Genomic DNA, 24,531 nt, shown 5'->3' with positions numbered 1-24,531 from the left:
TTCGGTGAACCTTCCCGGCGTGGAATTGAACGTCGGGACAGCTCTGCCGGAAACTGTGGAGATCCACGAGGTCCCGAACGTCAAATACCGTTACGTGGTGGTCGACAACCGCACGGTCCTGGTCGATCCGGGCACCCGCAAGATCGTGAAAGTTTACGACTGAGATTTCGAACGAACCCACGCTCGCCACCCTTGGGTGGCGAGTGTGTGCATTCAAACGATACTCAGCCGGACAACTGAATATGACGAACCCTGAACTCGAGACGACGCAAGCCCTCGTCGCCCGCTTGGCTGATCTCCAGGCAAGAATGCAGGCAGCACGGCTTGTTGGAGCCGATGTAACAACCTTCCGAAAGGTTGCAGCCATGATCGATGACGGCCGCGGCGACGAGCTGATCGCAGCATCGTTCCTAGTCGGCAACACGGTTAAGTGACTGAGCCGCATTCGCTGCAGCGGGCGACTGAGGCGCAAGATGTGATCGTTGACCCTGCCCAGCCGTAGAAACGGCCGGCGCGGTGGCGGCGGGGGAATTGAAGCCCCGTAAGATACATGCACATTAGCAACCACGCAATGCACCCCGACATCAGCGTTGAGACGCTTCTATTGGCATCCGCTCATCTTGACGCGAGAGCTGGCAGGTCCGTCAACCGGCTACCCGCAGAAGCAGTGCGACACCGATCCCATAAGGGATCAGCAGTGCCGCCAGGGCGACCCACATGCCCGGATCGGCGAATACCTGCATCTGGCTGCGAAGCTGCTCCATTGCACCCAACGGCGAAAGGCCCGCTGTGTTCCAAAACTGAAAAGGCCGGCGCACTCAAGCTGGCGATGGGCATTAGGTTCCATTGCTAGATCACGAGCAAGCGCACTTACCTGCAGCGGAACCTGACAGCCATACGACCGTTATTCGAAAGGACAACGAAAGGAGATCGCCATCATGGATTGGAATCGCGTCGAAGGAAATTGGAAGCAATTCAAAGGTAAGGTCAGGGAGCAGTGGGGCAAGCTCACTGATGATGATCTCGACCGCATAGCCGGCAACCGCGATCAGCTCGAAGGTACGATCCAGGAACGCTACGGCATTGAGAAGGATCGCGTGCGGAGAGACGTCGACGACTGGTATGGTCGGCAGGACCTCGTAGGCTAGCACAGTTGGACTAGTCAAATAAAAGGGCGCGTAACGAACCGCGCCCTTTTCGCGTTTTTCGCATCCGTGTACCGTTCGGCTCGGCCTTGAACAAGCGATTTTTGGGAACGTGTCGGCTTCCAGCCGCGTTGATCTCCACAATGGAGGTCGTAGCAATGTCCATCCACAAAGAAGACTATCGAACGAACAAGGCTGACTACCTGATAGCGAAAAGGCCAGATCTGGTTGAGAAGACCAAGCCGAAAAAGAAGACGTTGCGGCGTGACGATCAGCGTTCCGCAAAGTTATTGGAAAACCCTGCCGCGTTATCCGAGAGGCCGGCCTCACGCCGTTAGAGAAATCGCAGAAGGTCAAGAGGAACATTTTAGCGATACTGAATGTTCGACTGGTATGGACAGCCGAACCGTACCCTCCGCAGATCAATCTAAAGCAGCACGAGCCCTACTGAACTGGTCGCGTGTGCGACTTGCCGCAAAGGCCAATCTTAGCGAAATGGTGATCAGCGATCTTGAGAACGAATTCAGGAAACCGCGTCCCCACAACCTCGCCGCCATCCGCAAAGCGTTTGAGGATGCCGGAATCGTCTTCACCGTCGAAGGCACTCCATCGCTAGCCCGCTCAGAAGGTGATAGCGGCCTAGCCGCTGATAATAGACAGTGGCGCCGCCGGGAGAAAAAAGCATAAGGGGAAAAGCCCGGGTACACTCCGCAACCCGATCTCTAAAGCGGCCGCTGACAAGGGCGGTTGTTCACTGACTTTGTTCCGGCGCTCACCTTTCTAAGGTGCCGCTCGAATATGGCCAGCTTCTCTTCGTAGCCGAGCCGCACTTTGGACCTGCTGCTATCGCATTTGAAACCGGCAATCGTTTTGAGCCAGGATCCTCTTCTCACCATTGGGCACGAACAGGACGGGCATTGGAATTCTATAGCTACGTCGCGCAGTTCATTTGATAGAGGCACTGTGCATGTTCTCCTCAGTGGCACGGCCACTGCAACAAAGTGGAAGGAGAAATGTTTCGCGGCTCGGCCATTTACGCGAAGGAATCAGACCTAAGTCCAAATGTTGACGGGGGCAGGCAAGCTGTTCCTTGCCCCTCGATCCGTCGCCGTGGCCTCTCACCATACTCGGCCGCAGCTCAAACGCTCGTATCACCGGCCAGAACGCGCAGTTCAGCCAGTGGAATGGCACAGGACCGGCAAAGCCGCGCGACCGGTTAAGTTAAATCCGCACGAACTTGTCGAGATTCAGACGGATCCGTTGGCCTTCCGCAAAGGCCAGGGCATAGGATTCAAGCTCGAATGATCGGCTGTCTTCCTTCCCCTTCTCTACCACGCGGACGAACCATTCTCCGCAGGCTTCGACCACCTCAACCACTGTCTGAGTTTCGGTGTTTTGAACTGTGCCGCCCATCGCAATTGCCTCCACCGCCAAACGGGACAATTAATGGATTTATAAGACCTGGGGAATCGATCTTTCAAGGTGGAATCCGCATTAGCGCTGGATGTTGCATCGCGGCGCGGAGGGGTTTTATTAGCTCCCCCTCATCTTGACGCCGGCGCCGGCTGCTCCAAAGTCTTGGGCATNATCGCGGCGCGGAGGGGTTTTATTAGCTCCCCCTCATCTTGACGCCGGCGCCGGCTGCTCCAAAGTCTTGGGCATGGCTCGGGGAAGTATCAAAGTTGGCGACGAGGTCGCAGTCACGGCGATTGTGCGCGGCCGGGTGACGCCCGATCGCATAAGCGTGACGATCCCCTCCTACGACTTCCGGCATTCTGTTGTCGATCCGACTTGGAAGACTGTGATTGGCCAGCATATGGAATTGATCGGCCCTGTCACACGCATCGACGGGGACAAGGTAACCGCCAGCCTCCGGCCATTGGTGACTGTCGAGGCCGAGCACGTGCGCCTTGTCGAAAGACATGTGGCACTTCCACGCGGGCGAAAAAAGTCGCTGGTTGACAAGGCTTAAACTTCGTTGCCGACCCCAGGAACAGCCCACTGAAACTTTCTCCTTCACATCGGCTCTGGTCGCCTCCCGCTAGCTGCCGGCGCGTTGCGATTCGGCGCAGTAGACGGGTTGGCATTTTCCGAACTTTCCGCCATGTCGTCGCGATGACGTTGGCGAAGGCGCTTCAGCAGATCGCGTGAGGCTTGGATCGCCCTGCGCGATTGATCCATGTTCTGGCGAAACGTGGCGCGTTCCTCCATGGACTTCTGCCACTTCAGCAAGGTAGCCGTAGTCGCAGTGGCCGCTTGAGCGATATCTATGGGCGTTGCAACCATCGCATCCTCCTAAAAAGGCAATGGTAAACGCCAAATATTGCCGACGAGCGGAGGCAATTCACAGCTGTCCTACCAGCAATTCACCCCCCAGAACGGCGATGTCGAGCGGGCAGAGGGGGTGATAAAACGATGTCTTCCTGCTGCTGGAACTGGCTCCCCTTTTTGGCCAGTCGCTTGCGCCTCCGTTCCCGGAGGGCTGTCATGCCATAGCCAGTGATGCCGTACAACAACAGGCCAAAAATCAGCCCGAGTGGCACCGCACCGCACAGCATGGGCTTTAAGACCGGTGCCCACAATTGCGAAATTGAAAGGGTCTTCAACATCTCACTCAGATGGGCTGGCCGTTCGTAACTTTGCACGTGGACGTGCAACATGATCTTGCCGGTCTCCCAAGACGCTCCCACTACAAACGGGAGGGTCAGCGGGTTGCCAAAGACAAATGTTCCCAACCCTGCCGCCACCATGTTTCCTGAAATTAGCCAGCACACGATGGCGGCAATGGCGAAATGGGATCCTAGCGGAAAGAAAGACGCGAAAACCCCAGCCGCCACCCCAGCCGCGACGGCGTTTGGAGTGGCGTTCAGACGGAGAATGCGCTTTGAGACATACTGAAACGATCGCGAGAAGGAGCGGCGCGGCCACATGTAAATGCGCAATCGCTCGAAGAGACCATCAGGATTTCGCCGTCTAAAGAGCACTCTCTTGCCCACTTCAAACGCGGTCGGTTGAACGGATGGACCTCGTCTTGAAAAAAACGCAGCCTGTGCTGCTTTGTTCCGAATGGTTCCTTCGGCTACGAACGCCCTATGTGCCGGAACTTTACTGGCGTTTGGCACGTTTTCCCGTCGAACCAATTGCGGTTCCAGGAAAAGGGAAAATATGGAAGATCCAGGTGTGGGTTGGATAGCAGCGATCGTCATCGGCGGTATCGCCGGCTGGCTTGCCGAGATGTTCATGAAAAGCAACATGGGCGTGCTTATGAACATCATCTTGGGAATCGTCGGCGCTATCGTCGCCAATGTCCTTCTAGGGCTGCTGGGCGTTTCGTTGGCCGGCTGGCTCGGCTATCTTGTCGCCGGCTTCATCGGCGCGTGTATTTTGATTGCCGTGGCGCGAATGATTAAACGCTGAGCCTACAATCGAGTTGTGCACATCAGTATCGATAGGGGCGCGTGATCCTTAGGACCACGCGCCTTTCTTCAGAGCGGAAAATCGAGATCAAGCTGGTCGCGTCGCCGGAGCCTGTCCGCTGTACTTGTTGAGGTGCCGGCGTAGCAGTCTGACGTTGCGATTGTTCGCCTTGAAATAGACGTCGAAGATCGAGCCGAGAATTGGGACACTTCCTACGAGCGTATCCAGCAGCACGTTGCCTAGCATGCGAGCGACCAACCCATTTCCGGCACCGACGTTTCGAGCTCGCAAGACGATGTAGGCCGAGACAATGCCCGTCGCCGCATCTCCGAGTACGGGGACCAGACCTACGAGCGCATCCAGTCCAAAACGAATTGATTTGCCTGGAATGCGCCAGCGGGAATCGAGTAGCGCGGCCAATAGATCCAACTCGGCAAGTGCGTTTGCTGTATCACCACCGTGACCGCCCTGCCCGATCATGCCAATTCGCGCGCCAGTACGATTTAGTATCTCTCCCTGATGGATAGCCGTCACCTTAGATATCGCTTTGACCGCCTGAATTCGCTTGCGTCCTGTGCGATGGCACGTCGTCGAGCAAGGTCGTCTCACCGGAGCTTTTCGGCGCCTCAACGGGCAATTCACCAGCAGGCGTCATTTTGCTGACGGCCTCAGGCAAATCTCGCGTGATCCGGCTTATGAGCTCCTCGCGCGAAAGGCCGGTCTGCATCGAGAGGGAAGTCAGGGTGTCTTCGTCTATGGCTGCTTCCACCTCGCTTGGCTGGATCGGCTCGTTCGGCCCGGTGCCTACCCACGAATCGACCTTCGATCCGGCGCCTGCCCCTCTGAACCGGTCGAGAATATCGCCAAGCGCGGTCCCCGAAACGCCTTTTGAAAGCTGATCTAGAATCCCGCCTTGCGGATCATTTGGGTTGCGATCACCCGCTCCACGGATCATGTCGCCGATCTTGTCGCGATTTTGGTATGCCAAGACGCCGAGCATCGCGNGCCAATTTTCCCAGGTTAGCCATTGGTACCTCCACTGTTCAATGGACAAGGGCTCAACATCACAAAAGTTCCGACTGGCGACGATCTAATTGAATAAGGGCTGGCGTATCGACACAGACGTGAGCGGTCGTCCCTAAAGCGGCGTGTTGTCGTTGGCCTGCCGGGCGGCTTCGGCCTCGGCGACGTCGATCGTGCAAAGCTCGTTGCCTGCCTGATCGCGCATCCGTACCAGCCATCCAGTCAAATCGTCGTCGCCGGGTTGCAGGGACGAGCAGGTCGATCGCGCAACGGATCGCTTCGGCGCGAGCAGCCTCAAAACTTGGCATGACGGCAGGCGGAACCTGGCGAGCCTGGTCGCCGTCGCGATATTCGAACGTATAGACATTGCTCTGCCGGCCGCGGACATTGCCGGATTCCGGTGTCCTATTGAAACCGCCAATTCTATCGACAGGCATTTCGAAGGTCGCGGTCTGAACAAGCAGGGCTTTTTCACGGTCGATTGCCCCCAGCGCGCCGTCGGCGACGTCGCCTCGCGCCATTTCGACCGCGATAGATTCACCCCCCCTGGCCCTCAAACACCACTCTAACAAGAGGCAGGCCGGAAGGCGCGGCCGCCTGTCCAATGTTGATTCCGACGATATGCATGGGGATACCTTTGACGCTCAGTTTCGCACTCTCAGTGCTTTCGCTGCTCGTGCTCATCCGCGCGGACGAGATAGTCGCTAGCTGCGGCCAGTACGGCCAAGAACGCAGCGGCATATCTGGCAAACCCGAAGGCCTGCGCGGCGGCCAATTTCGCACCGCGTGCATGCTCGGCGATAAATGCATCCGTCGCATCCTGAACTTCAGCTCCAGCCTTGCCGAATAGGGTGCGCTCCTTGGCTGTGGGCTCAAACGCCTTACCGATTATGTGGCCGAGCAGCAGGCCACCCGCAGATCCAGCGAGCACCTTGGCCCGAAACAGGTTTGTGATCGCCTTGCGCGGATGGGCTTCATAACGAATTGACGCGGCGTCGGAATGCGAGGCGCCGGCGACCTTATCTACAGCTATATCGTCGGCGCCTGCCGGGCCATGCGTGCTTCGCCTGCCGGCGTCAAACACCGCAACTGCACCCAGTGCGACCGCGGCAGCAGTGCCGCCATTATTCTTGACGGCGTCCGACACACCGCCTAGCGCCTTCGCCACCTTCTGCTTCGCGTACCGGGTGGACGCATCGACCAGATTTCGGGGCTGCAGGCGCCGGCTTATCTCGCTGACAGGTTCAAACAAAGCCTGCCGCTCTGTGCGGCTTTGCAGCATGATCTCGCGCATCTCTTCACTGGGTTGAGCCAAAACGCATCCCCTGTTTCAATGCCGCGATGTCAGTGCGCACCTGGTTGACGGTTTCGACAGGTGTGATGGTCCATCCCGCGAGCGCTCGCTTCGCAAGATAGAGAAACAGCACGCCGCCTACCCCCAGAAGCGCTGCGACGATTAGGCAAGCTACCATCGGACCGACACCAAAGTGGATCATAGCGAGGATCAGGAACTGGACCATGGCGAATGCAGCCAAGACAAAGAGCACCAGTGCGGCGATGCCGCACGCGCCTGACGAGACGATCGTAGACGTCTTAACCTTCATCTCGGCTTGGAGAAGACGAAGATCGAGGCGCATCAGCGAAGCGAGATGGCTATACCCTTCGCTGAAAACGCTTCCCAAGGGTCGGAGATTGGAACCATCATCCATCTGGAACGCTCTTCGTGTCAGGACCGATCGGAGCTTCGCATGATCCGGGTCAGCACAACGCCGGCCAGGATGCCTACGCCGAAAAAGGCCGCCGGTTGGCGCTGGGCGAATTTCGTGACCGAGTCGAGCAGTTCACCCACGTTGCGGTCCCTGATATCCGACGAAATCCGTTCGACACCTTCGGCCGCGCTCCGAACCATGCCTGCAACCTGCGGAGATTGCTTCTCGATTCCATCAGCCGCCTCCTTCACGGAATGGGCAATGTTGGCGATCGCGTCGGCGCCGGCGGTCTTGTTCGACTCCACCGCTTCCTTGAAGGCGCCTGCAGCATCCGACGCAACCGAACCGGCATAATTTTTCGCGTCAGTCGTCACCGAAGCGGCAGCGGTTTTGAGATGCCCTGCGGTTTCGGCAGCGCTCGACTTTAGTTTGCCGAGCGCTTCCTTGCTGCTGTCGGCCACCTCGGCATCGTTAGTGTGTAGCCAGTTCAGGTCGCTCGATGATCCAGTGGGGTCGTTGCTGATTGATGTGTTCACGGTTTTCCACTCCTGTTGTTGTGAAGTGAACTCGGCCAATGGCAACCTGTTCCTGCCTAGAGCGAATTTTCCTGCCGCGAGGTCTCACTAGTAGCTCTAACATGCTATTTTCGATTTGGCCTGCTGCCGGAACAGAGCAGAACTCGGGCATCTGCACCAACCGCTTCGGATCTTGCCGGGCTAACGTCAACGGACTTCCAACCAGCATCTAAAATCTGAGTGCGGAGAACTGCTCCAGCACGCGATGCAATCTTGGAAGCGACGTTCTTGGTGCACCAAAATGCCCGATCCAACGAAGCCCGCTATCGATTTCAGCTACCAATACCTGCCCTACGGAACGCAACTCGACAACGACTTGGCCGAGCTCGTGCGCAGCGCCGACGAAACAATCGACGCGCTGGCCGATGTGCGGCGGGTCGACGGGGCACTGCCGAACGCAAAGGTAACGGTCGACAGTCTTTCTCCGGCCGTCCTGGCGCTGCTGCGTGGCGACGGCCCGACTGGATCAACAGGGCCGACGGGACCGGCTGGCGTCGGCGCGACGGGGCCGAGCGGTCCCGCGCGATCGACGCCCCAACCGCAGCTTCTAAGGCGTTCGACAGAAGGGACGACGACCGTTTTCGCGCGGCTTCGACTGGATCTCTGCTTCCGACATCCGCAAACCATACGCGGATCGCTTCAGAATGGACCGGGTTATTGGGTATGCTGCATCTGCCAATGAAGGCGCTGCGGCTGCGGAGAGCGGTTGTGTGCGTCAAGCCCGGGCCGCCGGTGAAAGAGATAGGCGTCCCGGGCGATCGGTTGCGATTACGCCCGCCTCGTCGCGCAAGATCTCGTCGGGCAGTTGAGGGCTGACCTGGCGGGGGTTCGGCACGCTTTGGGAACCAACCGCATTAGCTTGTAAGATTTTATTGACAAGGTCCCATGTACGAATATTTTCGATATTTTCAAATGCTAGACCTCTGTCAGTATAAGTTTTGCTAAAGTAAGTATTAGTCTTAGATCTGCCTATTTTTTGCGGAGGTGAGAGTGTCTTGATGGCCAAATTTCCGCCGATCGGCTGTCGAGAAATCAGAAAAATGGTCTTTATATTACTGTGGTCCATTCAAATTTATAGCCCAATTCTCAGCTTTATGCGGCTGCGCTGCCGCCCCGCGATTAACCACTCCCGAATGAACACGGTTAACGATTCGCTAATTTAGTTGACTATGTTTTGCACAGGTATATTTTCGAAACGTTGGGATGTGCAATTTGGGCGAGCAATGGGCGATGGTGGCATCAGGCGCGTGACCGCGGTTTCGGGGCGTATCGGATGCTGAACGGCAGCTAATAGCCGCGTAGCACCGCCCAGCAACTCAAAAAGCAATCGACAGACAACAGGAGTGGACGATTCCGCGGGAGCGGAAGGTTTGTGACGTTCTCAGGAACGTCGCCCGGCAACGCTATGGCCGGCAGTAGTGTGCGCAGTGCGTAAGGGCGAAGGGGTGGAGTATGGGTAGAAGTGTCAATGTTCTGAAACTCGGGGCCGGGAACACCCGAAGGGGCGCGAATTCCAATCGGGGTCGCGCGCTGGTTGCCGGTGGGGCAGGATTCCTGGGTTCGCATCTGTGCGAGCGTCTTTTGCGGGATGGTTACGACGTTGTCGTGTTGGACAATTTCCACACCGGCAAAAGATACAATCTCAACGCCCTCGTGCGCGATCCGCGATTTACGTGCATCGAGCACGACATCGTCGACCCACTGCCCTTGGATCTCCAGGTCGATGAAATCTACAATCTCGCCTGTCCGGCGTCCCCGCTGCATTACCAGGCAAATCCGATCCATACGTTCAAGACAAGCGTGCTTGGTTCGCTGAACCTGCTCGAACTCGCGCGGCGGAACAATGCGAAGATATTTCAGGCTTCGACGTCCGAAGTCTACGGCGACCCCCTGGTACATCCGCAGCCGGAAGGCTACTTCGGCAACGTCAACCCGCACGGTCCGCGATCCTGCTATGATGAGGGCAAGCGTTCGGCCGAGACGCTGTTCTTCGATTATTCGAGAACGTATAGCCTCGATGTCCGCGTCGCACGGATCTTCAACACCTATGGCCGCCGCATGCAACCAGACGATGGCCGCGTCGTGTCGAACTTCATCGTCCAGGCTTTGCGCGGTGACGACCTGACCGTCTACGGCAGCGGCCGGCAGACCCGTTCATTCTGCTACGCGGACGACCTCATCGAAGGTTTTATCCAGTTGATGAACGCACCGAGCGCACCGCAGCACCCGGTCAATCTCGGCAACCCTGCCGAATTCACCATTCTGGAACTGGCGACACAGGTGCTCGAATACACCAACTCACGTTCGAAGATCGTGCATCGGCCGCTGCCGGTCGACGATCCCAAGCAGCGTCGGCCGGACATCTCATTTGCCCGGGAAAATCTTGGCTGGGAGCCAAAGATCAGCCTGAGCCAGGGGCTCGCGCATACCACGGCGTATTTTGACGCCCTTCTCTACCCGAACCGGCGCGTCAAAGAAGCTGCGATGTAATGAGCCGCCCGGCAATCCTGGTGACGGGTGGGGCCGGTTACATCGGCAGCCACACCTGCAAGCTGTTGTCAGCTGCCGGCTACCTGCCCGTCGTTTTTGACAATCTGAGCCGTGGCAATGAGAGATCCGTTGCCTGGGGGCCGCTTGTTGTCGGCGATATCCGGGACCGGGAGGCGCTACAGCAGGCGATCAGCACCTACCAGCCGCAAGCGATCATCCACTTTGCTGCGCTCGCTTATGTGGGCGAGTCTGTTCACGAGCCCGCAGAGTATTATTCGACCAATGTGTCGGGTACCATCGCGGTGCTTGATGCGGCACGCTCGAGTTCTATCGAAAACATTATCTTTTCAAGCAGCTGCGCGACGTACGGCGTGCCCGAAACACTGCCCATTCGAGAGACCTCGGCGCAAAATCCAATCAGCCCCTATGGGCGAACCAAGCTGATGGGCGAGCAGATCATCAGCGACTATGCCAGCGCCTACGGAATGAAATATGCGATCCTGCGTTATTTCAACGCCTGCGGCGCCGATCCCGACGGCGAGCTCGGTGAGTGGCACTCGCCTGAAACGCACCTGATCCCGCGCGTGCTCATGGCCGCATCAGGCACCATCGACGAGATCGAGGTTTACGGCACAGACTACGACACGTCGGATGGCACCTGCGTGCGCGATTACATCCATGTCAGCGATCTGGCCCGCGCGCATCTGAGGGCTTTCATGCATCTGGAGGCGGGTGGCGAAAACCTGTCGGTCAATCTCGGCACCGGGCGCGGGGTTTCGATCAAGGAGATTCTCCAGGCGGTCACCCGGATGACGTCAAAATCGGTTCCGGTTGTCTTCCGGCCCGGGCGCCCGGGAGACCCGGCGGAGCTCTATGCGGACCCGATCAAAGCGCGCGAACACCTGGGCTTCGTGCCGGAACTTTCCGACATCGATACCATCGTCAGGACAGCCGCCCCGTTCTTCGGGCTGGAGGCCACCGCGTTCACAATTCCGATGCCGACGGCGAGGCGCCGCCGGTCAACTGCGCCAGGAATGCCAAATGCATTGGAGGACATCACCAGCTCGCAAAGCTGGTAGTCGTCCCTGTTTGTCGTTGTCGGGGACGTGGGCTCATTGAGGTGGGTGAGCTTCTCGGCGAGCCTCAACTTTTGGAATCGATCGAGGTACGGATCTTGTCGAACTGCGCGCCCTTTGTATCGCCTTCCTCGAACTTTCGTAGCTCGTCGGAAGGGTCTCCCGGAGAGTGCCGGAAACTGTACCAGACACCGTCCGGATCCTTGCGCTGTTCGAGGGTCCCACTCCGGAAGCGGTGGCTGAAACACGTGCGGATCGGCGCTGCGGCGTAGGTCTTGGACCGCCAGACGAGATCCATGCACATCTTGCCATCGTTGCTCAGATGCCATCTGCCTTCGCCGACAGAAGCCGTGTCTTGCTCGGAGGTCCAGGCCCGGACCGGTCGATCCTTCTGTCCGAAATAGGCCGCTCCGTTATCCCATATCCACGTGCGGTCAGCATAAACAAGCTGAAGTTGGAAAGCCGTGGGAACGGCAACGGCATCTGCAGGGCCGCTGTCTTTGGGACCAGCTGCGTGCGCGGCTCCGCAAAGCGCCATCTGGCACCAAATGGCCAGGACGGGCGCAAGCGAGATGGCAAGTCGATGGCGCCTCGCCCGGCTCGCTGACTCAAATGGCAATCCGGTCCTGTTCGTCATGCTGAGCGGTCGCATTCAATGTTCGCTTCCCAAGCGGGCGTCGACCAGCCGAGCATACCGCAAGAACGGGCCCGGTCCGTCCTGCGCTGACAAGTGGCTCCACGCTGCAACCGTCAGTGTTTCGCATGCTAGTGAGTACCCCTCGAAGATGTCAACCGGTAGGACGGTCAGTGTCTGTCGCGGCGCGCACGGGCTGCAAATCGAGGACGACGGTCTGCCACGCGGCACGCTATAGACATCCCTCGACGAACGGGCCGCTAACCCATAGCGAGCCGTTGCTGTACATGGCGGTCCCGTTGTCGTCGGTGTAGCCGTGCGATTGCTCGTCGACACGCAGCCTGGTGTTTGGCACCAACTGACCGTTCACCTTGACGCTCTTGATGAACAGATTGCGATCACCTGCCTTGCCGTCTCCGCCCCACAGGTCGTTGCTGTAGCGAAGCTCGATCGTCTTCGGGTTAGGCACGCTGCTGAGATCGATGTGGAACGGCTTGGCCAGGGTTGACGCCTGCATCAGCTCCGCCATGGCGGCTTCCGGCGTCGAAGCGACGCTTTCCTTGCCCGGGACGTCGATCTCGGCAGTGGTCTTTCCGTCGACCACGACGTCGAACCGAGGCGCGCCCCGGAGATTAATGCCGGCAGCGTCGACCTCCAGACTGGTGATGGCGCAACGTCCTGTCTCTTTCGCCGCGGCGGCCACCAGGTCGGCCACGCGCTCTCTCTGCGATTGCACCCATCCGGCGATGGGCTGCAGCAGCGCGTTTCGATCGCCGGCATCAGTGAAGAGGTTGGTTCGCTCATCGGAATCGGCCTTGAGGTCGTATTCCTCCACCTTGCCGGTGGTCGCGTTGAAGATGACCTTTCGATCGTTCTCGCGATAGCCGAACAGGAAACCGGCCCAGGGATTGAAGAAGAAGGTCTTGTTTGGCCGTTGCTCGCTGAACAAAGTGCGCCCCTGCCACTGCTTGGGCAGCGCAAGTCCGAGTATGTCGAAGATCGTCGGGGCGATATCGACGATGCCGCCGACCGGGTGAGCAACTTCATCATGAAAGAGATGCTTGTTGATCATGATGAGCGGGATGTGGATGTTTTCCTCGTAAATCGCGCTGGCATGAATGTAGTCGCCATGCTCCCCGAACGCTTCGCCGTGATCGCCCAATATGACCACCAGCGTCGAATCGAGCTTGCCAGACTGCTTGAGCGATTCAAGGATCTCGCCAAGGGCCGTATCGCCGACCTTCAGGGCGTTGAGATAGGCATTGAATTTCTGGTCGTCCGAGTAGTGGACCAGCGTGTTGCCATCGGAGGAAGGCGCCATCTTTGAAAACATCGGGCTGTCGGTGATGTAGGGATAATGGGTCATCGCCGTGAACATGATGCCGAAGAAAGGTTTTGCCTCGTCCTTGTTCATCCAATCGATGATCGACTGCGCCGTGCAAAGGTCACTGTTGTAGTCCATGTTTTTCCACTGCTCGGAGCTGAGCTTGAAGGTCGGGGTGCCGCATTTCTGCCCCCGGTAGTCCTGGACCACATCCAGTCCCTTGTTGAAGAAAAACTCATCGACCCGTTGGAATCGGGAATCCGCGCTCCAGAAAAACCCTGTGCGGAAATTGTTCTTGGACAAGGTGTTGGAGATCGAGTCCAGCGGCAGATAGGGATACCTTGCCGTCATGCCATAATATGAAATGTCGTTGTACATCGAGGTGAGCAGAGAAAATATCGAGTAATGCGTGGACGGTGCGTGCGCATATATGTTGTCGAATCGTATCGAGTCCTTTGCATACCTCTTCATATTCGGCGTGACCGGATACTTGCCGCCAAACGTCTCGATGTATTTGGATGGCACCGACTCCATCATGAAAATCAGCACGTTCTTGATTGGGTTCGGCGTCGGCGCCTTGAAGGTCGACGTTTCCGGCGGTCGCTCGCCGACGCTGGCGACATCCGGGTCATTGGTGCTGGCATTCATCGTCAGCACGACCGGCGTTGGATTGAGCAGGGCCGATTTAACAAAATACAGGATCGGATTGTCGATCTCGGCCGCCGGCAGCGCTTCCGCACGTACGTGGTGTCCACTACCGGCGATGGCAGCGCCGACACACACAACGAGCACGCCCAGGAAGGCCCCGTAGCCAGCGGCGCTCAGCCGCTGGCACAAACTGGCCGCGGCATAGCCAAGAATGAGCACCAGGATGACGGACCCGGAAAGGGTAGCGAAGTCCTTGATGTTGAGCGCGTCGCCCATCGCGTTCCTGGCATCGGCATTCTGCAGGAAGTCGCCATAGACCAGCCACTGGAACGTGAACGGTTCGCCCAGCATTTTGACGAGATTGATGTTGGCAAATCCCCAGCCCAGAGAGACCACGATAGCAACATAGAAGAGCAAGACGACGATTGCTGAGCCGAGACGGCTCGCCTTTGCCAGGAACAGCAGGATCAAAGTCGTCACAGTCAGGGACGTAACGACAATCAGGTCATAGTAGCTCGATGCCAATCCCTTGGGGACGGCCGCCAAAAGGCCTAAAACCGTGGTTTGCGGATCAATGATTGCGCCGCGGTAGACACCCAAAAGCAGCCACGACAACAGGCCCGTGCAGATGACCCGCAGGCTCCTGCGCCGGAAGCGCACATTCTTCGCCGAAGCGGTCCCCGCCTTCGACTGCGTAAGGCCGCTCTCAGGTCGGCTCGCCGACCCCCTACTGCCGCCGATGCTCATACAAACTACCCGCCGCCAGTTTGCGCTTCGGCCCCAAACAATGGCCGACAGCCTTCAAACCCCCACCCGCAGAATCGGCTTGCGCTAAAAAAGAGTCAATGAAATGGAGCTTGCGTTAACCACGTCTCTTGAGAACTGGTTAATCCACGCGATAATCGGCGAGGCGTTGTGCCCAGGTGAGCTGTTCCATCAACTGGGCACCCGCCATATGAATTGACGAACGGCGGGCGCCGTCGACCGCCCGCCGTCATGACGTTTCAGTACTGCGCAGGCAATCAGCCGCCGCGCAGACGCGTTGGGCTCAGGCTCGCGACGGTCATGCCCTGCTGTTGGGAAGGACACGTCGGCAGAAAGCGGCTCGCATCCGCGTATGTCATGGTCGCGATGGAGCTCTTTAGCCCCCCACGCTTGGCGATCCAGCCGCGAACCCAGCCAGGGTAGTTTTTCATCATGAAATTCGCGGCCACCTGATTGCCGCGCGCAGAAACGCCATACGGCAGGTGAAAGCCGAACGACGCGCTCTGCGTAATGCACACCTTGCTCTTGGGCATCGACAGATAAAGCGTGCAGGCCGAGTCGCACGAACCGTTGAACCGCACAAAAGTGCCACTGCGACGCATTTTTAGCGCACGAATGGCATAGTCGATCACATAGCCGCCGCGATCGCCACTGATGGTCTTGACGTTGGCCGTGCCAAGGCTGATGCGCGGACGCAGCAATTCTCCTGCGGAGCTTGCCGAGACCAGTGCGCCGATCAAACCGAGCGCACCGAGAAACTTCATTGTCGTTTTCATTTGCGCCTCCTGCTATGCCGTCAATGACTAGCTGGGAGGCGTAAAAATTGAATATTCCGTGTCGCTAAATTTGAATCAGTCGATCGATTATGCAGTCGTTTTAGAACCTGATTGACGATTTGGTTTACCAATGACGCAGAAGCATGATCACTGAAAAGTAAACCTGTCGCAGGCATCATTGCAGATGACTGTGCTGCGTAGCGCAATCGGCGGATTTGGATCAGAGGAAGTCGGATGGCCGTTGGTGGCAAGGAGCGGAGGAGGTCAAAGGAAGGCAAGCCTCGCCGCGTCTGCGTCGTGACGAATGCAATCGACCATGGCGGCGAAGATGGCGCCATGGTCGAGTTGGCCAGGCTTTTTGCCGAAGAGGGGGACGACGTCACCCTGCTATGGGTTCCAGGCAGGGATGCTCCAACGGAGGAGGCCGCGCGCCACCGCGAGCTGGAGGCCGCATCGGTGCGGCTGGTCATTCTCGACAAGTCCGATCAGCTGCTTCCTTGGCTGACGACACCCGAGAGCCGGTCCGCCGCTGTGCTGCATTATCTCGAACGGTCCGGCCACGATTTGGTCTACGCGCCCCTTGAGGGCGGGCTGCCTTACTACACGCTGCTAGCTGTCGAGACTGCGGCTTTTGCCGCGCCGCCGATCGTGGTCGTCGCTCACGCTCCGGAAGAATGGGAACATGAAGCCGACAAGGCGTTCTTCGACAGCGCCGAGGTGATTGCCGTCGCCTATATGGAGAAATACTGCGCCGAGATGGCGAACCGGACGATCTGTGTGTCCGCAGCCTTGCGACACTGGATGTTGTCGAAGGGTTGGAAGGTGAAGAAGGCGATCGTGACGCCGATGTTGCCGCTGCAGCATCGTCTCGCTCCAGCCGGTGTGCGATCGTCGACGGGCGGAGAACTTGCCGTCTTGGCCGGATGGCGCTTCCGCGATGGCCTGACGCTGCTTTGCGACGCGCTCGACATCATAGCGCCAATGGCGCCAAAAGGGCTGACGGTCACCGCATTCGGTCCATTTGGAAAGATCATGGGCGAGCACAGCGGTGGACTGCTGCTGAGACGCGCCGAGCGGTGGCCGTTCAAGGTCAACCTGTTGGCGCACGCAAGCCCCGCCGCAAAGCTCGACTACGTCGCGCGGGCCGGCGCGATTGCCGTCATCCCCGCCCACGCCGCATCGACGGGCGGCACCGTTGCCGCATGCATCGAGGCGGGATTGCCTTTCGTTGCGACCAATGTCGACGCGAACGCCGAGCGCTGGAGTGCGCAGGCGAGGCAGCCGCGGCTGGTCGATCCTGACGCCGCCGCGTTGGCGCAGGCCATTTCGGCGGCGCTCGACGACCCGCCTCGCCCACTGCCTGTCGACAGCCTGAGCCAATGTCGGCAGTCCTGGCTGGATACGCGCAACTTGCCGACGCCAACTAGGCGCTGGCGCGTCGACAAAAGTGCCGGGTCGTCACCCCTGGTCTCTATTGTCATGGCCCATCGCAACCGGCCGCTCTATCTTAAACAGGCAATCGCTGCGATCGAAGCGCAAACCTATGATCACCTGGAACTGGTTCTGGTCGACGACGGAAGCGACCTGGATGAAGTCAGGCGATTGCTGGATACGCTGGAACCGACCTTCCGTCAGCGCGGGTGGAAGATTCTGCGCCGACCGCACAAGCACCTCGGTGCGGCGCGAAATGCCGGCATCCGCGCTTCGCATGGCGAGCTGATCCTGTTCGTCGACGACGACAACGCGCTGTTTGCAGAGGCCGTCGATCATTTCGTGCGTGCGATGGCTACATCGGGTGCCGACATCTGCACTGCGTTCCAACTGATCTTCTACGAGGATTTCGTGCCCGAAGATCGCGCCGACGGGCTGATCCAGTACCTGCCTCTGGGTGGTCCCGACGCGCTCGGCCTGATCCATAACGTCTACGGTGACGCGAATGCGATGATGCGCCGGTCTGTCTTCTCGCGGATCGGGTTCTTGATCGAAAAGCCGGGCTACGCCATGCACGACTGGGAATTCTTTGCTCGAGCCTCTCTCGCCGGTCTCAAGATCAGGACGATTCCAAAGCCGCTATACTGGTATCGCTCGAAACCGGATGGCATGTTTCGGACGTCGAACTGGTACGACAACCGGCTTCCCATCCTGGAGGCGTTCAGGTCGAGCCTGCCCGATGGCGCCCGCCTGCTGCATCATTTGCCCATTGCCCAGAACGCGCACCGGTCTGAAATTGAAAGTGCCCGCGAAAACCTGAAATATACCCCCGGCAATCGGAAATATCTGGAGCTTTGCGACATCGAGCCGAACAGCGATGCGGCCATAGAGAAGCTTGCCAGCATTGCTGGGTCGATCGGCCGCCCCGATACGGGTGCCACTTTGCTTGGGCGCCCCGCCACAGACCACAATGCCGCCGACCGTCCTGATGTCGGCGGCGGTTCTATCATTCTCGACTACGACATGCTGCGGAGTGCGCGGTTGCTTACACCGCGCGTCTCGGCTCTCCCGCTGCTGCTTGTCGCACCGGACGACGGCGGGGTGTTCTTGCGTCCGCATGCGGACGGCCCGGTCGCTGCATCGCTTGATCATCATTTTCCAGCCTTCTTCCGGAAGGTTGAAGCATCCGTCGAAATCGCTCATGCCGATGCGCCGGCGATGGATTTTGCTCTCGCCCTTGCTCGACCCGACCAGCCCATAGATTGGCAACAGGACATCGGCAAGCAAACGATCGCCTTCTCAGGCTGGATGAGCATCGAAGACAGATTTGTGCGTCATCACTTGGTGGCAACGCTTCGCACACGAAGGAAGATGCTGCTTTCAATCGTTCTCGCCGTTCGTTTCACCGCAACTTCCAACGGTTTTCCCACGAATGCGTTCTTCCGCACGCTGACACTGTTCAGCGACTAAACGTCGATCCAACCAGGCAAGGTAGATCCGAGCCCAAGCCAGGCCCGTTCATCGGTCGTGCGCGTTAACCACGTTGGTGGAACCTTCCAAGAATGGTTGACAAAACGTTAACAGACGCTAATGTTTCAGTGGGTTGAGTAGGTGGGGTGCGTTATGCGTAGGATTCATTCTCTACTGTTGGGTGGACTTAGTCTGCTGGGGTTGAGCGTCGCTTTTTCTGACGCGGCGCAGGCGAAGACCGAAGTTGGCGTCAAGGAAGCCGAGCTTGCCTGCGAGCAGGCCCTTAAAACCGGCACCATCGAGGCACTTGAGGATTATCTGCACCGGTACCCGAACGCTCCGACAGCCTGCAAGGCGCTTGCTCTCAACAGTTTGGGCCAGTTTGCGGGCGGTGAAGAGGGCAAAGGCCACGGTGAAGGCGGCGGCCGCTACGGCGGATAAGCATCAGCCGGATTTTCCCTCAGTAGTTCGAGCACATCAGGTGGCGTAGTCGCTGCGCTGGTGTTGCATGGCCAGGGTCGAAACGAAACCGGCGAAGGGCTCCGAGGTCTTCATCCAGCCGAGTTCGACGAGTTGCGCGCCGTCACCCCGATAGCAGACGGAGCTTTGGTTCCGAAGCGCGAGTTTCGGATTGCGCTCCAAGGCCTCCATGTAGGCAGCGCGCTCCTCAAGCGTCTTTTCCTTGAGCTGCGCATTTTCACTCAGAGACGACGCTGATTTCTGGCGGAATCCCCAGACGAATTTGAAGTGCAGCAATGCGACGCGCAGTTCGCTGAATCGGACCTTGCTGATCGTGTGCTGTGCGACGTGATAACGCGTGCCGCGCCCCCATTTCACGATCGGCACCTTTGTCAGGCACGGGGGAAAAGTTTGCTTGAACCGGCCGTGCCAGAAGACCCGTTCCCTCACGCCACCGAACATCTGCTCGGGTGGGTACATACCGTCGCGCGGGCGCAGCCATCCCGGCTCCGGGTCGAAGTAGGGTGAAGCTTCAACAAGCGGGATCTTGCCATCATAGCTGTATTCGGCCAACGGGCCATCGGCGTACATGTCGATCATGGAGCCTATGACAGCGTCGACGCCGGTCGAATCGAGGTAGCTGCAAAGCTGCTGGAGATTTGCCCGCTCAAAATCGGGATAGACGAGAAGTTCGTCGGCGTCGATCGAAAGGCACCAATGGCCGGTGCCGAACACATTCATGAGCGTGTTGATCCATCGCGGCGGATCGATGTTTTCAGCGAAATGCGATCCTTCCGTGTGGAAGCAGTGGCTGTCCGGCTGCTCCAGGATCAATTCGCGGGTCCCATCCGTGGAGCCATTGTCCAGGAAGAAGAACCGATCGACGCCCAGGCCGCGGTAGTGGTCGAGAAGTTGCCGCAGCAATTGGGCTTCGTTGCGCAGTCCGACAAAGCACAAGATCTCGCCATCGGTCACGTCAATGGGCCGGTCGTCCAGTCGCGCGAGATGTTTTGGGGATCGAAGTTCAACCATCCGAGGTCATCAACCAGTTTACGCGAAAGGCAGGTACGCTGCTGAGAGTCCCGCGAAACGATTATCAAAGTGTTATCCAACTGTTGGCAAGACTGTTTCGAACGAAGCAGGCTGACAAGGGGGGGGTCATTGAGCATTGGTTCCAAGGCAGGCGCCATGCCCACGGGCAAGCGACAGGCAAGCCAGAAGCCTCGCAATGTGTGTGTCGTTTCGGAGGTTGAGTTCGGCTCGACGGCGACTGGCGATCACGGGTCGGTAACCTACGCGCTGGCGCAGCATCTGGCCGGAACGGGCGATACCGTGACGCTGCTTTGGGCGCCGAGCCCGCTCGGCAGCCAGCCCGATGATCAGGAAATAGTCAGGCTGGGCAAATGGTGCTTCGACAATTTCCTGGTGCGGCTCGAATTGTTGCCGCCCTCGCCCGAGTTGCTGCGCGGCACGGAGTCCTGCGACAAGAACTCATTGGCCGCCTACCACTACCTCAAGCAGAATGCATTCGACGTCGTCTATTTTGCGCTTGAAGGCGGACTGGCGCATTTCTCCACCCTTGCGAAGCGCACAGGTGTCTTTCCCGATCCTCCTACGATCATCGTGCTCGCACATGAGCCCCTTGTGTGGAAGCTGGAAGCCAATTCACGGGCGGTCGAACGCAAGGAGCAGATGACCGTCGCGCACATGGAAAAGAGGTCGGCCGAGACGTGCGACCATCTTGTCATCGCTGGCCAGTCGCTGCTCGACTGGATGGCCAAGGCGGGATGGAAGCTGCCCACCAGCCATCACATTGCTGCGCCCCTCGAGCCGGAGGAGTGGCGTTCCAACTTCGCTGTCGATCACTACAGGCCGCGGGATCGGCCAACCGCCGAAGTGATTCATTTTTCAGGCACAGAGGCGCGCGATGGGCTGACGCTGTTCTGCGATGCGCTCGATCGTCTGGCCGACAGCGGCGTCACCGATCTGACAGTGACGGTAGTCGGCGCGTTTGGTCATGTCCTGGGCGAGCATTCGGGTGGCATGATCGTTCGGCGTGCGCGGCAATGGCCGTTCAAATTGAAGCTCCTGCCCATTCGAGATGAGCCTGACATCTATAGATACCTGCGGCAGAGTCATGCTCTGGTGGCGATGACGCACTCAGCGGCTCAGCTGCCGCTGGAAGTGATGACGTGCCTTAACGAAGAGATCCCGTTCATTGCGACAGATGTCGGCAGCATTCGTGACGTGCTCCATCCGAAGTCGGCCGATGCCGTCCTGATGGATGCGTCGGCCTCCGCCATCGCGGCCAAAATTGCGTCTGTGCTGGAAAGCCGATCGTTTCGTCCGGCAAAGCCCCTGCAAAAGCGGGAAGCGCTCGAGAAAGCCTGGAGCGGGCTGCACGCGAAATTCTCCCGCGAACCCGGCAAGGTCTCCAGTCGCAGGCGGAGCCAACGGCCGCTCGTTTCGATCATCACTGCGCACTACAACCGGGTGCATCTGTTGCCGCAGGCGATTGCCTCGGTTCGACGCCAGGACTACCCCAACATCGAATTGATTGTCGTCGATGACGGCAGCACCGATCCCGATGCAATCAACCTGTTGGCGGAACTCGAACCGGAGTTCGAGCAGCGAGGATGGCGGATCATCCAGCAGAAGAACGGCTTCCTCGGCAAGGCGCGCAACACCGGTATCCGCGCCGCCAGGGGTTCGCTGATCCTGTTCCTGGACGACGACAACGTGCTGTTCCCAAACGCCGTCAGTACGTTCGTCGCCGGCATGCAAAATTCCGGCGCCGATATCTGCACGACCTTCGCCAAGTGGCTCAACGAGCCCTTCGTGCCGCCGGACACCAGGAGCGGCTATGTGCTCTACTTCCCGGTCGGCGGGCCGACGGACATCGCCATGCTCAACAATCCGTATGGCGATGCCAATGCGATGTTCCGGCGTGAGGTGTTCGACAAGATAGGTTACCTCAACGAAGAGCGGGGGTTTTCCGCAAGCGACTGGGAGTTTTTCCTTCGCGCGGATCTGGCAGGCCTGGAGATCGTCCCTGTCCCGGAGCCGCTCTATTGGTACCGGTCGGCACCGACGGGCATGAATCGAAATGCCGAGTGGCTGAGGAATCGCAAGCCGATCATCGCTGTCTTTCGAAAGCATCGATTCGCGAAAACGGAAATGTTCGTGCAACTGGCCATCAGCTCGAACACCGACAATCATGAGAAGGAGCTCAATCTCTGGAATCTGGAGCTGCGGGTTAACGACGAGCGGTATCTCAGGTTGAGTACAGGTCCCGCCAATACCGCGGACGCCATGCAGTTGCTGGCCGAGATCGCGGCACGCGAAGGCAGGGCGGATACCGCAATTTCGCTTCTCGCCCGTGCAGGGCGAAGCGACTTTGCTGTGGGTGTGGTTGAAATACTCAACGCTGCGACCGGAGAGACGGTGCCCGAGTTGAATTCCTCGCTGTACCGCGAGCAGTATCTTTCCGCCGAGCCCATGCGCCTGGCTCATGTCGGTTCGTATCCGGATGCCGATCCGGACCTGCTGAGCTATGTCGAACAGTCTCCAGACCAGTTGTTCCTCGAAGCCAGGGGCAGCAATGTCACCATGGCTTTGCTGAAGGGAGTCTGCCCGCCGGGCACCGTAGGCGCGACGTGTTGGGTTTACCTCGACGAGGAACTGACGGGCTCTGCGCAGTTTCAGCTCGCGATCGTAGACGCAGAAAACCAGACCTTCAGCAATCTCGCCCGGCTGCTTGAGGTTGGCAGCGGGAGCGGTTGGGCTGATGTCAGCCGACGGCACGAGGCGCGTGAGATAGGGGCGATGGTCAGTTCGCCGGCAACCGGCCGACGCGATTTGTTGTTGGCAGTCAAATGCGGCGGCAGCCGCCCGGAGGCGCGCGTCCTCGGCGGCTTTTCCAGCGTCCATATCCGCCATGTCGTTTCGAACGATGCCAGGCGCCCGCGCCTCAACGCACCCCAACAGCGCCAACGCACGCGCCGAATGACCAATGATGATCTGAAGCGTGCGGCGCTTGTGACGGATTATCCCTCCGAGCTGCCGACGCTGCTCATCGCGGGCGACAATGGCGGTATATTCCTGCGGCCGAACACGCACGGTCCGGTTGTTGCCGCCCTCAATTCGGCGTTCCCGGCCTTTGCCAGAAGTGTCATCGCGACAGTGGAGATCGCCCACGATGAAGCATCCCCATTCGAGTTCGCCATGGCGCTCGGCAGGCAAGAAGAAAAACTTGTGTGGAAACACGATGCACCTGTCGGCGCGCTGTCATTCTCGGGATGGACGCGCGTCTCGAGACCGTTCGAACTGCATGACCTGAAAGTTTCGACCCGGGAGGTCGATCGCAAGTGGCTGACGATCTACCTGGCAATCCGGCTGCCATCCGGCTCGAAGCCGATGCCGTCCAATGCTTTCTGGCGCAAGCTGTTGCTGGTGTGGGACTGAGGGGCGCGGGTTGTCGGGACGCGGTCGCGCCTTGTCGACGTTTAAGTGCGGTAGTAGATTAAGTCCGCGTGGAGGCGCCAAGACAATGAAGAAATCGCTGGGCCTTGTTCTGGCATTTATTGTCATTACCGGATGCGCAATGTCTTTCGGCGCGGCCGCCCAGGAACGCGACGTGGGGTCTAAATGCACGCAGTGGAATGCACATCGCGTCCTCTTCAAAAAAGGTGACGGCAAGATATCCGAGGAATCCGCGAAGGCCCTTGCGGCTTTCGTCAAGGATGCTGGGCACGATTGCGGCTACCGCCTCTACGCAACGGCGAGCAAGGAAGGCAACTACAAAAAAGCCTACGACATCGCTGGTCTCAGGCTCGATGCAACCGGCGATTTTCTCAAGGCGCAAGGCGTCAAGCCCGAAATGGTGCTGGTGCTTTCGCATTGGGTTGACGACGGCGCCGCCGACACCAATACGGCGCGGAGCGCGATACTGTACACGCTGCCAAAGCAAGGCATATCTTGCCGGCAATATGAGAAGCGCAGCCCTGTGCAGGTCGACCTGTTTTTCTATAGCCAGTCCTATGTGATCTCACCGAGGGTCAAGGCCGACCTCGAGAAGTTCGCCGCCAGCATCCGCAACTCACGTTGCAATGTCGAACTGACGGCTCTCGCGGCTACGGAATTCACCGGCGCCGACGCTGCAAAGACAAACAAGGAACTGGCCAAGCAGCGCCTGAAGGCGGTCGAGGATATCTTAACCGCAGCCGGGATCGAAAGCGATCGTCTGGTAGACACGAAAGTGGAGTACGTTGGCGACCAGAAGCCGAACGGCGTTCGCAATCGTCTGGCGACCGCATCCCTGATGTAAGCTTGCCAGATTAGCTGACCCGCGACGGACCCGCAACGATGTGGGCTACGGCGCACCACACCCGACGCTGGACGGCTGGAAGGCCCTCCTCGACCAGTTACTCGCGATCGGCACGGGCAAGGTCTATGTCGGGCGTGGGGATTTCCTCCGGGTGGCCGAGGCGGCCCAGCAGATCGCCTATGTCGACAAGCCGACGAGATCGTCACCGCCTATCACCCACGGCGTCAATGACGGCCCAGGGATCTGGTGGGCTTTTCTGCTGG

General features: G+C 58.8%; 26 protein-coding genes. 13 read left to right on the top strand and 13 right to left on the bottom strand.

What is annotated here, in order from left to right; genetic code table 11:
- From X751_RS1000000166550 to X751_RS1000000166545, 4 genes are all read left to right on the top strand, one after another.
- Positions 1-163 (top strand): DUF1236 domain-containing protein (locus tag X751_RS1000000166550; protein ID WP_023746395.1); only part of this gene is annotated, 163 nt, incomplete at its 5' end.
- Positions 164-242: 79 nt separating this feature from the next.
- Positions 243-434: a hypothetical protein gene (locus tag X751_RS135560; RefSeq protein WP_023697149.1), complete on the top strand. Its 192-nt coding sequence runs from the start codon at positions 243-245 to the stop codon at positions 432-434.
- Between the two features lie 504 nt (positions 435-938).
- Complete coding sequence (locus X751_RS135565; RefSeq protein WP_023746393.1) at positions 939-1,148, top strand: CsbD family protein; 210 nt, start codon at positions 939-941, stop codon at positions 1,146-1,148.
- A 261-nt stretch (positions 1,149-1,409) separates the two neighbouring features.
- Complete coding sequence (locus X751_RS1000000166545) at positions 1,410-1,832, top strand: helix-turn-helix transcriptional regulator (RefSeq protein ID WP_245265857.1); 423 nt, start codon at positions 1,410-1,412, stop codon at positions 1,830-1,832.
- Positions 1,833-2,366: 534 nt separating this feature from the next.
- On the opposite strand, the gene X751_RS135575 is transcribed toward X751_RS1000000166545, so the two are convergent.
- The 4 genes from X751_RS135575 to X751_RS135585 form a co-directional block, all read right to left on the bottom strand.
- Positions 2,367-2,558 carry a hypothetical protein gene (locus X751_RS135575; RefSeq protein WP_023712870.1) on the bottom strand — a complete coding sequence of 64 codons (192 nt, stop codon included), beginning with the start codon at positions 2,556-2,558 and terminating at the stop codon, positions 2,367-2,369.
- Between the two features lie 196 nt (positions 2,559-2,754).
- Positions 2,755-3,069 carry a hypothetical protein gene (locus X751_RS1000000168690; RefSeq protein WP_156936435.1) on the bottom strand — a complete coding sequence of 105 codons (315 nt, stop codon included), beginning with the start codon at positions 3,067-3,069 and terminating at the stop codon, positions 2,755-2,757.
- Between the two features lie 92 nt (positions 3,070-3,161).
- Positions 3,162-3,431 (bottom strand): hypothetical protein, encoded by a 270-nt coding sequence (locus tag X751_RS0134725; RefSeq protein WP_023746390.1) that lies wholly within the window; start codon positions 3,429-3,431, stop codon positions 3,162-3,164.
- Between the two features lie 80 nt (positions 3,432-3,511).
- A complete protein-coding gene (locus X751_RS135585) occupies positions 3,512-4,129 on the bottom strand; it encodes a DUF2062 domain-containing protein (protein ID WP_050589068.1) in 618 nt (205 codons plus the stop codon).
- 181 nt (positions 4,130-4,310) lie between these two features.
- Here X751_RS135585 and X751_RS135590 point away from each other — a divergent pair, with 181 nt between their 5' ends.
- Positions 4,311-4,562 (top strand): GlsB/YeaQ/YmgE family stress response membrane protein, encoded by a 252-nt coding sequence (locus tag X751_RS135590; RefSeq protein ID WP_023699159.1) that lies wholly within the window; start codon positions 4,311-4,313, stop codon positions 4,560-4,562.
- 87 nt (positions 4,563-4,649) lie between these two features.
- On the opposite strand, the gene X751_RS135595 is transcribed toward X751_RS135590, so the two are convergent.
- The 5 genes from X751_RS135595 to X751_RS135610 form a co-directional block, all read right to left on the bottom strand.
- Entirely contained in the window at positions 4,650-5,042 is a 393-nt protein-coding gene (locus X751_RS135595) for a DUF4112 domain-containing protein (RefSeq protein WP_023737211.1), read from the bottom strand.
- Between the two features lie 55 nt (positions 5,043-5,097).
- A complete protein-coding gene (locus X751_RS0134720) occupies positions 5,098-5,562 on the bottom strand; it encodes a YidB family protein (RefSeq protein ID WP_023746389.1) in 465 nt (154 codons plus the stop codon).
- Positions 5,563-6,243: 681 nt separating this feature from the next.
- Positions 6,244-6,900, bottom strand: coding sequence for a hypothetical protein (locus tag X751_RS135600; RefSeq protein WP_081731360.1), 657 nt, complete (start codon positions 6,898-6,900; stop codon positions 6,244-6,246).
- Positions 6,884-7,294, bottom strand: coding sequence for a phage holin family protein (locus X751_RS135605; protein ID WP_023713090.1), 411 nt, complete (start codon positions 7,292-7,294; stop codon positions 6,884-6,886). The genes X751_RS135600 and X751_RS135605 overlap by 17 nt, the downstream gene beginning before the upstream one ends.
- Positions 7,295-7,311: 17 nt before the next feature.
- A complete protein-coding gene (locus X751_RS135610; protein ID WP_245260344.1) occupies positions 7,312-7,869 on the bottom strand; it encodes a hypothetical protein in 558 nt (185 codons plus the stop codon).
- A 241-nt stretch (positions 7,870-8,110) separates the two neighbouring features.
- On the opposite strand from X751_RS135610, the gene X751_RS1000000167310 reads away from it, so the two are divergent.
- From X751_RS1000000167310 to galE, 3 genes are all read left to right on the top strand, one after another.
- Positions 8,111-8,551: a hypothetical protein gene (locus X751_RS1000000167310; RefSeq protein ID WP_023746388.1), complete on the top strand. Its 441-nt coding sequence runs from the start codon at positions 8,111-8,113 to the stop codon at positions 8,549-8,551.
- A gap of 770 nt (positions 8,552-9,321) precedes the next feature.
- Entirely contained in the window at positions 9,322-10,359 is a 1,038-nt protein-coding gene (locus tag X751_RS135620) for a UDP-glucuronic acid decarboxylase family protein (RefSeq protein ID WP_031247425.1), read from the top strand.
- Positions 10,359-11,438, top strand: coding sequence for a UDP-glucose 4-epimerase GalE (gene galE / locus X751_RS135625; RefSeq protein WP_023746386.1), 1,080 nt, complete (start codon positions 10,359-10,361; stop codon positions 11,436-11,438). The genes X751_RS135620 and galE overlap by 1 nt, the downstream gene beginning before the upstream one ends.
- Before the next feature lie 64 nt (positions 11,439-11,502).
- Here galE and X751_RS135630 read toward each other — a convergent pair whose 3' ends face one another.
- The 3 genes from X751_RS135630 to X751_RS135640 all read right to left on the bottom strand — a co-directional run bounded on the left by X751_RS135630 (position 11,503) and on the right by X751_RS135640 (position 15,582).
- Complete coding sequence (locus X751_RS135630; RefSeq protein ID WP_245265856.1) at positions 11,503-12,072, bottom strand: DUF995 domain-containing protein; 570 nt, start codon at positions 12,070-12,072, stop codon at positions 11,503-11,505.
- A gap of 229 nt (positions 12,073-12,301) precedes the next feature.
- Positions 12,302-14,788, bottom strand: a complete 2,487-nt coding sequence (locus tag X751_RS135635) for a sulfatase-like hydrolase/transferase (RefSeq protein ID WP_084558358.1) — start codon at positions 14,786-14,788, stop codon at positions 12,302-12,304.
- Positions 14,789-15,063: 275 nt separating this feature from the next.
- A complete protein-coding gene (locus tag X751_RS135640) occupies positions 15,064-15,582 on the bottom strand; it encodes a hypothetical protein (protein WP_023746383.1) in 519 nt (172 codons plus the stop codon).
- A gap of 336 nt (positions 15,583-15,918) precedes the next feature.
- Here X751_RS135640 and X751_RS135645 point away from each other — a divergent pair, with 336 nt between their 5' ends.
- Together X751_RS135645 and X751_RS135650 are read left to right on the top strand one after the other, a co-directional pair.
- Complete coding sequence (locus X751_RS135645; RefSeq protein WP_198022487.1) at positions 15,919-18,483, top strand: DUF6212 domain-containing protein; 2,565 nt, start codon at positions 15,919-15,921, stop codon at positions 18,481-18,483.
- A 201-nt stretch (positions 18,484-18,684) separates the two neighbouring features.
- Positions 18,685-18,924, top strand: coding sequence for a hypothetical protein (locus X751_RS135650; protein ID WP_023670631.1), 240 nt, complete (start codon positions 18,685-18,687; stop codon positions 18,922-18,924).
- A 36-nt stretch (positions 18,925-18,960) separates the two neighbouring features.
- On the opposite strand, the gene X751_RS135655 is transcribed toward X751_RS135650, so the two are convergent.
- Positions 18,961-19,974: a glycosyltransferase family 2 protein gene (locus tag X751_RS135655; RefSeq protein WP_027049390.1), complete on the bottom strand. Its 1,014-nt coding sequence runs from the start codon at positions 19,972-19,974 to the stop codon at positions 18,961-18,963.
- 129 nt (positions 19,975-20,103) lie between these two features.
- On the opposite strand from X751_RS135655, the gene X751_RS135660 reads away from it, so the two are divergent.
- The 3 genes from X751_RS135660 to X751_RS01000000164525 form a co-directional block, all read left to right on the top strand.
- A complete protein-coding gene (locus X751_RS135660) occupies positions 20,104-23,406 on the top strand; it encodes a DUF6212 domain-containing protein (protein WP_023746382.1) in 3,303 nt (1,100 codons plus the stop codon).
- Positions 23,407-23,491: 85 nt separating this feature from the next.
- Entirely contained in the window at positions 23,492-24,268 is a 777-nt protein-coding gene (locus tag X751_RS135665) for an OmpA family protein (RefSeq protein WP_023699174.1), read from the top strand.
- 40 nt (positions 24,269-24,308) lie between these two features.
- A partial coding sequence (locus X751_RS01000000164525) for a hypothetical protein (protein WP_032893380.1) occupies positions 24,309-24,531 on the top strand: 223 nt, incomplete at its 3' end.

The organism is Mesorhizobium sp. LNJC394B00 (genome assembly GCF_000502555.1).
Taxonomy (GTDB): domain Bacteria; phylum Pseudomonadota; class Alphaproteobacteria; order Rhizobiales; family Rhizobiaceae; genus Mesorhizobium.
The sequence above is the reverse complement of the archived record's forward strand: the minus strand, read 5'-3'. Positions and strand labels throughout refer to the sequence as shown.

Excerpts from the sequence above, each read along its gene's own strand:
- X751_RS1000000167310 (WP_023746388.1), top strand. The coding sequence starts at position 8,111 with ATGCCCGATCCAACGAAGCCCGCTATCGATTTCAGCTACCAATACCTG.
- X751_RS135595 (WP_023737211.1), bottom strand. The coding sequence starts at position 5,042 with ATGATCGGGCAGGGCGGTCACGGTGGTGATACAGCAAACGCACTTGCC.
- X751_RS0134720 (WP_023746389.1), bottom strand. The coding sequence starts at position 5,562 with ATGCTCGGCGTCTTGGCATACCAAAATCGCGACAAGATCGGCGACATG.
- galE (WP_023746386.1), top strand. The coding sequence starts at position 10,359 with ATGAGCCGCCCGGCAATCCTGGTGACGGGTGGGGCCGGTTACATCGGC.
- X751_RS0134725 (WP_023746390.1), bottom strand. The coding sequence starts at position 3,431 with ATGGTTGCAACGCCCATAGATATCGCTCAAGCGGCCACTGCGACTACG.
- X751_RS135605 (WP_023713090.1), bottom strand. The coding sequence starts at position 7,294 with ATGGATGATGGTTCCAATCTCCGACCCTTGGGAAGCGTTTTCAGCGAA.
- X751_RS135630 (WP_245265856.1), bottom strand. The coding sequence starts at position 12,072 with ATGACGAACAGGACCGGATTGCCATTTGAGTCAGCGAGCCGGGCGAGG.
- X751_RS135620 (WP_031247425.1), top strand. The coding sequence starts at position 9,322 with ATGGGTAGAAGTGTCAATGTTCTGAAACTCGGGGCCGGGAACACCCGA.
- X751_RS135635 (WP_084558358.1), bottom strand. The coding sequence starts at position 14,788 with ATGAGCATCGGCGGCAGTAGGGGGTCGGCGAGCCGACCTGAGAGCGGC.
- X751_RS135560 (WP_023697149.1), top strand. The coding sequence starts at position 243 with ATGACGAACCCTGAACTCGAGACGACGCAAGCCCTCGTCGCCCGCTTG.
- X751_RS135590 (WP_023699159.1), top strand. The coding sequence starts at position 4,311 with ATGGAAGATCCAGGTGTGGGTTGGATAGCAGCGATCGTCATCGGCGGT.
- X751_RS135575 (WP_023712870.1), bottom strand. The coding sequence starts at position 2,558 with ATGGGCGGCACAGTTCAAAACACCGAAACTCAGACAGTGGTTGAGGTG.
- X751_RS1000000168690 (WP_156936435.1), bottom strand. The coding sequence starts at position 3,069 with ATGTCTTTCGACAAGGCGCACGTGCTCGGCCTCGACAGTCACCAATGG.
- X751_RS135645 (WP_198022487.1), top strand. The coding sequence starts at position 15,919 with ATGGTCGAGTTGGCCAGGCTTTTTGCCGAAGAGGGGGACGACGTCACC.
- X751_RS135665 (WP_023699174.1), top strand. The coding sequence starts at position 23,492 with ATGAAGAAATCGCTGGGCCTTGTTCTGGCATTTATTGTCATTACCGGA.
- X751_RS135655 (WP_027049390.1), bottom strand. The coding sequence starts at position 19,974 with ATGGTTGAACTTCGATCCCCAAAACATCTCGCGCGACTGGACGACCGG.
- X751_RS135565 (WP_023746393.1), top strand. The coding sequence starts at position 939 with ATGGATTGGAATCGCGTCGAAGGAAATTGGAAGCAATTCAAAGGTAAG.
- X751_RS135640 (WP_023746383.1), bottom strand. The coding sequence starts at position 15,582 with ATGAAAACGACAATGAAGTTTCTCGGTGCGCTCGGTTTGATCGGCGCA.